We start from the raw sequence: 6,168 nt of genomic DNA, 5'->3' as shown, positions 1-6,168 counted from the left end.
GCAGTTACTCCGATACTTGTTCTTCCCTAACAACAGAACTTTACGACCCGAAGGCCTTCATCGTTCACGCGGCGTTGCTCCGTCAGACTTTCGTCCATTGCGGAAGATTCCCTACTGCTGCCTCCCGTAGGAGTCTGGGCCGTGTCTCAGTCCCAGTGTGGCCGATCACCCTCTCAGGTCGGCTACGCATCGTCGCCTTGGTGAGCCGTTACCTCACCAACTAGCTAATGCGCCGCGGGCCCATCTGTAAGTGTCAGCGAGAAGCCGACTTTCAACTTTCCCTCATGAGAGGAAAAGGATTATCCGGTATTAGCATCGGTTTCCCGATGTTATCCCAGTCTTACAGGCAGGTTGCCCACGTGTTACTCACCCGTCCGCCGCTAACCAAGAGGTGCAAGCACCTCAGGATTCGCTCGACTTGCATGTATTAGGCACGCCGCCAGCGTTCGTCCTGAGCCAGGATCAAACTCTCCATGAAAGTTGATATAGCTCATTTGTTACGTTGGCTTCATTTCAATCAAGAAATGAAAAATATTGTTTGTTGACATTTTTGTTTGTTTAGTTTTCAAAGAACAATTGTTGTTCATCGCTCGTAAGCGACTTTAATAATATAACACGATGTGATTTAGAATGTCAATCACTTTTTTAAAAATAACCGTCACTCACAAAAACTTTATTGTGTTGTTTAGCAGCGACGGTTATTAATATATCAAGTATCGAAAAAAAGGTCAATAGCTTCTTTTGTTTTTTTACGATAGTTTTTTATTCACTTGGTAACATCGATGAAAAATCCCCTGTCCCTTTGTTTCAATGTTAACCACATTCACTAAACCTTTTTCAATTGAAAATTCAAGAAAAACCGCTAGATCTACTGAGTATGGCGATAGTTCCTCGTCATTCATAATCTCATTAAAATACCAGTATTCCTTCTTCTGAAGAACATTTAATAGATGTTCTGCACCTAAACTCGTTCTAGAATGAATCATGAACTCATTAGCAAGGAACAATAGTTCAAGTCTTTTTTCTATTGATTCTTCACTATTTACGAGTTCTTCATACAACTTAAAGATTTCCGGCTCTATTTGTTTAACCTGATGCCAGACTGTCAACTCTGGATGCAGTCCATTGTCAATAACTGCAAGTCTTGCCAGATGATGCAAGGAATGAACAACATGGTTATATGCATCTAAAAACTGTTTACCTTCAAAAAGCGCCTTCCCGTCCACGTACCGGCGAATCAATTTCGAAAACTCCAACCCCATCTTTACCTTACGTCCGTAAAAAGGGAATTCTCGTAATTCTGTTTTCAAATTAGCCATATACTCATTTCGGTCAAATAAAATCTTCGCATTATGAATCCACTCAAATATTTTTCTATTTGTTCCTAACAGTAGCCATTCCTTCAAACGCTCTTCTGTTAAGATATGCATTGATGCCTTGCTATCTTTATAAGTGTAATGTTTTATTAATAATGGTTGATCAGCCTCTTTAACAATGATTAATAATACTACATCAAATGAATCTGTTGTGTGGCTCGCCTTATGTTTTTTCTCGATCATCAATACTCCAAGTGTATTGGATTGACTAGCCCTTTCTTGATATATAGGCCGAAGAATGTCCTTCATTCAGCATCCCTCCAATTTTCTCAATAGCTATATGTTCGACAGTGAACCTAAATCTCCTTCAAAAAAATGAGACAAAATTCGACATCCTATAACATATCATTTATTCTCTGTTCAATTCTATGGTATATTCTTTTACAGGAGGGAGTAAAATGGCTAAATATTCAAGTAAAATAAATAAAATTAGGAGCTTTGCGTTATCACTGATTTTCATCGGTTTTATCGTAATGTATGGTGGTATTTATTTTCGTAACTCACCACTTGTTATGACCATCTTTATGCTAATTGGTCTCCTTTTTATAATCGCAAGTACCGTTGTGTACTTTTGGATTGGTATGTTATCAACAAAAACAATTCAAGTGAAATGTCCGAGCTGCGGGAAAGCAACTAAAATGCTGGGACGGGTTGATATGTGCATGTACTGCAAAGAACCATTAACACTTGACCCGAAATTAGAAGGTAAAGAATTTGATGAAGCATATAATAAAAAGTCACCAAATTAGGAATGTAGGTTATCTATTTAATGACTCCTGTCAAAGGCATAGAGAATCTATGTCAGTGTGGCAGGAGTTTTTTTACAGTATGAAAGAGGACGTTGATTCAGTTGAAGCTATTATTAGTCATGTTTGGTGGATTTCTTGGTGCCATTTGCAGATACAGCTTAGGAGAATGGATTTACTCAGAAAACGGCTTTCCTCTAGGCACATTATTCGTTAACCTTCTTGGCTGTTTAGCCCTTGGTTGGTTTTTGACTGTTATGAGTCAAAGTAAAATAATTAAACCTGAATGGACTTATTTAATAGGTACAGGGTTTATTGGCTCGTTTACCACTTTTTCAACCTTTACAGTTGAATCAATTAGTCTATTCCAATCTGGGTCCATAATACTAGCGCTTCTCTATATTACAATAAGCAATATAGTAGGATTATTATTGGTATTTGCGGGCCACAGTTTGGCATTATATAGAAAAAAAGAAGGAGAACCCTTATGATCTGGTTAATTGGTTTAGGCGGTTCTTTAGGAGCAGCATCACGATTTTTATTAGGAAACTACATCAATCGGGGGGGAAATGTATTCTATCCATTTCCAATCTCAACCTGGTTGATTAATATTTCAGGTTCATTGCTTCTAGGGCTTATCTTAAAGTTTCATTTATCAAACCAAATACCTGAATGGGCGTGGAATCTTTTTGGAATTGGGTTTTGTGGCGCTTATACAACCTTCTCTACTTTCGGTTTCGAAACTTTATCTTTAGTTCAAGCCAATAAAACATTACTAGCCGCTGTCTACGTCATTACTTCCATAACAGTCGGTACCCTTGCAGCATTTGCCGGATTAATTATATTATAAACAGAAAAAAAACACTTGGGACCTCCCAAGTGTTTTACAATATCTCTGCAGCCTTAGTGTACCTCTTTACTCGCACAATCCGGGCAAGAACCATAAATCTCCATTCGATGATTGGCAACTTTAAAGCCTGTTACATGTGAGGCAAGGTGCTCCACTTCATCGAGTCCTGGATAATGAAAGTCGACGATTTTCCCGCACTTCTCACAAATCACATGATAATGATGTGTTGTTACAAAATCAAATCTGCTAGATGCATCCCCATAGGTTAATTCTTTTACTAAGCCTACTTCACGAAATACTCGTAAATTATTGTAAACTGTTGCCACGCTCATATTAGGAAATTTCCCCTCTAAGGCTTTGTAAATGTCATCTGCAGTAGGATGTGACATCGAGTTTATTAAATATTCAAGTATCGCATGACGTTGTGGGGTAATCCTTACTCCCGTTTCCTTTAAGGTATCCAACGCTTCTTTTAACTGATTCATCGCCATGGACCTCTTTTCTAAAAGATATTCTTACATTATAATTGTTATAATTAGTTTACTAACTAATTAATACTTTTGTCAATATTGTAATATCTATAATTTAGAAATGTTTCTTCTTTAACTAACTGTGCAATGTGTGTTCTGTATATCCCAATTCATGATTAACGTATCTTGCTGTAACGAATAAGAGGTCTGAGAGCCGATTTAAGTAAGCTAAAACAAGTGGATTAACCTCTTCTTCTAATGCTACTGCACATCTTTCAGCTCTTCTAGCTGTTGTACGTGCAACATGGAAAGCCGCTCCAGATGAATGGCCGCCAGGCAAAATAAAATTGGTTAATGCAGGAAGAGTATCATTTAGAAGATCAATTTGTTTTTCCATTTCTTCTATATCTTCAGGCTTAAGAGACCACTTAACTTCCTTTCCTTTTGGGGTAGCCAATTCAGCGCCTACATGAAAAAGATTTGTTTGTATTTTATGATATGCGTTCTCTATTAATTCTTTTTTTTGAAAACTTTCTTTATGCATATAACTCAATGCAAGACCAATCATCGAATTTGTTTCGTCACATGTTCCATACGCTTCTACACGCATGTCATTTTTTGCAACACGTTGACCATAAATTAAAGAAGTAGTTCCCTTATCCCCTGTTTTTGTATAAATTTTCATTAACAAAGCCTCCTTAAGATAAATTCCTTCTATTTACTCATATGTATTCATTTGTACTTTTACAAATCATAWCACCTATGGGCAATTTTTTAAAAAAAATATAGAGTTAATCCAAAAAAAATAGGGTCTTTACGACCCTAAACGTTTATCTGAGGAGGTATGCCCTAATAAAATGATATTCAAAATGAGGTTTATTGCATTGGACAAAAGCCTTTAATCGTGAAAATAGGCGTTATTTATAGGTTTTCCTTAATATAAAGTAATGCTTCCCCTACATGTCCTTTTACTTTAACTTTTTTCCATTCCTTCACCAATGTACCATCTTTATTAATGATAAAGGTAGATCGTTCTATCCCCATATATTCTTTGCCAAAGTTTTTCTTTAGCTTCCATACTCCGTAGGCCTCTGCAGTTTCATGCTCTGTGTCTGATAAAAGCAAAAATGGTAATCCATATTTTTCAGCAAACTTTTGATGGCGGTCAATCGGGTCTGGACTTACTCCTAAAATCACCGCATTTACTTCAGTAAAATTACTTATCTGATCACGAAAATCACATGCCTCTGTTGTACACCCAGGAGTCATATCCTTTGGGTAAAAATAAAGCACAACATTTTTTCCGCGAAAATCAGATAAGTTGACCGTATCACCATTACTTGCAGCAAGTGTAAATTCTGGTGCTTTCATTCCTAACGCTATTGCCATTCTCAATCACCCCATGGAAAGATTTCCTCTCCCATAGCCTAACCAAAATTTACTGACAAGACAACTATTTAGTAGATATCTCCTCGTTCCTTCCATCTAATAAGGCTCGCGCTACAAACGCTGCAGGAAGGGTATATCCAATTAATGCTTCAATTACTGCTACCATTCTCCCCAAACCATGAGGAACAACATCCCCATTTCCAACAGAAAACAGGGTCATCGCACTGAAGTAAAAGCTAGTTTCAAAAATATTGTAGACGTTATCCTTATTGGCCTCCACTAGGATTGAAACACCTCTTAATTCAAATAACAAGTAAATAAGACCAAAGCCGATGATGACCGTTAAATACATTGAACCTAAATATAGTGCATTTTCAATTGAAACAAACTTTCCTTTAATCGTGTTGGGGATAAATAATGTTCTTAGGCTCATAAATATTGTAAAGATGACAACCGGAAGCAGAAAATAAAACAAACTAACCACCTCAATAAACTCAGTTAGTCTATTCATATGCAGGCTTGGACGATAAAATATCAAATATTACTTCCTTAGTTTCCTGCACCACGATATTTCTTTACTCCTTGATTCCAAAGAAGAACTGAGAGTGTGAAAAAGCTAACTCCAATAAATGGGGTAAGAAAGGCGTATATGAACCATTCTTCTTTTCCAAGAAAATAGGTTGCAGGATAAACTCCAACAAAAGCGAATGGCAAAATCCAGGTTAATACAAAACGGATGACTTTATTATAGATATCAACCGGATAACGGCCATAATTACTAATATTGTACATCATAGGCATAATACTAGTTCTTGCATCCGCCCAGAAGCTTATGCAAGCGATCATAACAAAAACCCCGCCATATACAAGTGCCCCGCCAATAACAAAGATAATAAATATAATGGAGTCAATCCATTTCACATCCAGCCCAAGTCTATCTCCCGCATAAAACATAATGGCCAGTCCTGTTATAGCACCTAGTAAAGATTCCAGCTCGATCCGTTCAAGGATAATTTGAAAGAGACTGTGGATCGGTCTTGTTAAAATACGATCCATTTCACCTTTTACAATATAGCGTTCATTGAAGTCCCAAATATTAAAGAAAGCCGAAAATACTGCGTATGGTACAAGAAAAAACCCATAGATAAAAATGATTTCATCTCTAGTCCACCCATTCAGCAAACTGGTATGACCAAAAACAACTAATATAAAGATAAGATTGATTGCCTGTGATAATAAATCAGAGAGGAACTCGACGAATACATCTGCCCGATATTGCAATCTAGTTTTTAAATACTGTGATAAATACTGAAAAAACATCGAAACATAAAACATTA

General features: G+C 36.9%; 9 protein-coding genes and 1 rRNA gene. 3 read left to right on the top strand and 7 right to left on the bottom strand.

What is annotated here, in order from left to right:
• Together BTR25_RS17605 and BTR25_RS17600 are read right to left on the bottom strand one after the other, a co-directional pair.
• Nucleotides 1–478: ribosomal RNA gene (locus BTR25_RS17605) — 16S ribosomal RNA — on the bottom strand; the annotation flags it as partial.
• Between the two features lie 271 nt (nucleotides 479–749).
• Nucleotides 750–1,625, bottom strand: a complete 876-nt coding sequence (locus BTR25_RS17600; protein WP_075689350.1) for a nucleotidyltransferase-like protein — start codon at nucleotides 1,623–1,625, stop codon at nucleotides 750–752.
• Between the two features lie 149 nt (nucleotides 1,626–1,774).
• On the opposite strand from BTR25_RS17600, the gene BTR25_RS17595 reads away from it, so the two are divergent.
• The 3 genes from BTR25_RS17595 to crcB (BTR25_RS17585) all read left to right on the top strand — a co-directional run bounded on the left by BTR25_RS17595 (nucleotide 1,775) and on the right by crcB (BTR25_RS17585) (nucleotide 2,972).
• Nucleotides 1,775–2,125, top strand: coding sequence for a YgzB family protein (locus BTR25_RS17595; protein WP_075689349.1), 351 nt, complete (start codon nucleotides 1,775–1,777; stop codon nucleotides 2,123–2,125).
• A gap of 101 nt (nucleotides 2,126–2,226) precedes the next feature.
• Nucleotides 2,227–2,613 (top strand): fluoride efflux transporter CrcB, encoded by a 387-nt coding sequence (gene crcB / locus BTR25_RS17590; protein ID WP_083652444.1) that lies wholly within the window; start codon nucleotides 2,227–2,229, stop codon nucleotides 2,611–2,613.
• Nucleotides 2,610–2,972, top strand: a complete 363-nt coding sequence (gene crcB / locus BTR25_RS17585; RefSeq protein WP_075689348.1) for a fluoride efflux transporter CrcB — start codon at nucleotides 2,610–2,612, stop codon at nucleotides 2,970–2,972. Before crcB (BTR25_RS17590) ends, crcB (BTR25_RS17585) begins: the two co-directional genes overlap by 4 nt.
• A 53-nt stretch (nucleotides 2,973–3,025) precedes the next feature.
• On the opposite strand, the gene perR is transcribed toward crcB (BTR25_RS17585), so the two are convergent.
• The 5 genes from perR to BTR25_RS17560 all read right to left on the bottom strand — a co-directional run bounded on the left by perR (nucleotide 3,026) and on the right by BTR25_RS17560 (nucleotide 6,166).
• On the bottom strand, nucleotides 3,026–3,463 hold the full coding sequence (gene perR / locus BTR25_RS17580) for a peroxide-responsive transcriptional repressor PerR (RefSeq protein WP_075689347.1): 438 nt from the start codon (nucleotides 3,461–3,463) through the stop codon (nucleotides 3,026–3,028).
• Between the two features lie 115 nt (nucleotides 3,464–3,578).
• Complete coding sequence (locus BTR25_RS17575) at nucleotides 3,579–4,127, bottom strand: cob(I)yrinic acid a,c-diamide adenosyltransferase (protein ID WP_075689346.1); 549 nt, start codon at nucleotides 4,125–4,127, stop codon at nucleotides 3,579–3,581.
• A gap of 236 nt (nucleotides 4,128–4,363) precedes the next feature.
• Entirely contained in the window at nucleotides 4,364–4,831 is a 468-nt protein-coding gene (bcp, locus tag BTR25_RS17570) for a thioredoxin-dependent thiol peroxidase (RefSeq protein WP_075689345.1), read from the bottom strand.
• A gap of 64 nt (nucleotides 4,832–4,895) precedes the next feature.
• A complete protein-coding gene (locus BTR25_RS17565; protein WP_368483000.1) occupies nucleotides 4,896–5,369 on the bottom strand; it encodes an ion channel in 474 nt (157 codons plus the stop codon).
• Nucleotides 5,370–5,380: 11 nt separating this feature from the next.
• Nucleotides 5,381–6,166 carry an ABC transporter permease gene (locus BTR25_RS17560; RefSeq protein ID WP_075689344.1) on the bottom strand — a complete coding sequence of 262 codons (786 nt, stop codon included), beginning with the start codon at nucleotides 6,164–6,166 and terminating at the stop codon, nucleotides 5,381–5,383.
• Nucleotides 6,167–6,168: the final 2 nt, after the last annotated feature.

This window comes from Bacillus sp. MRMR6 (assembly GCF_001940785.1).
Classification (GTDB): domain Bacteria; phylum Bacillota; class Bacilli; order Bacillales; family Cytobacillaceae; genus Neobacillus.
The sequence above is the reverse complement of the archived record's forward strand: the minus strand, read 5'-3'. Positions and strand labels throughout refer to the sequence as shown.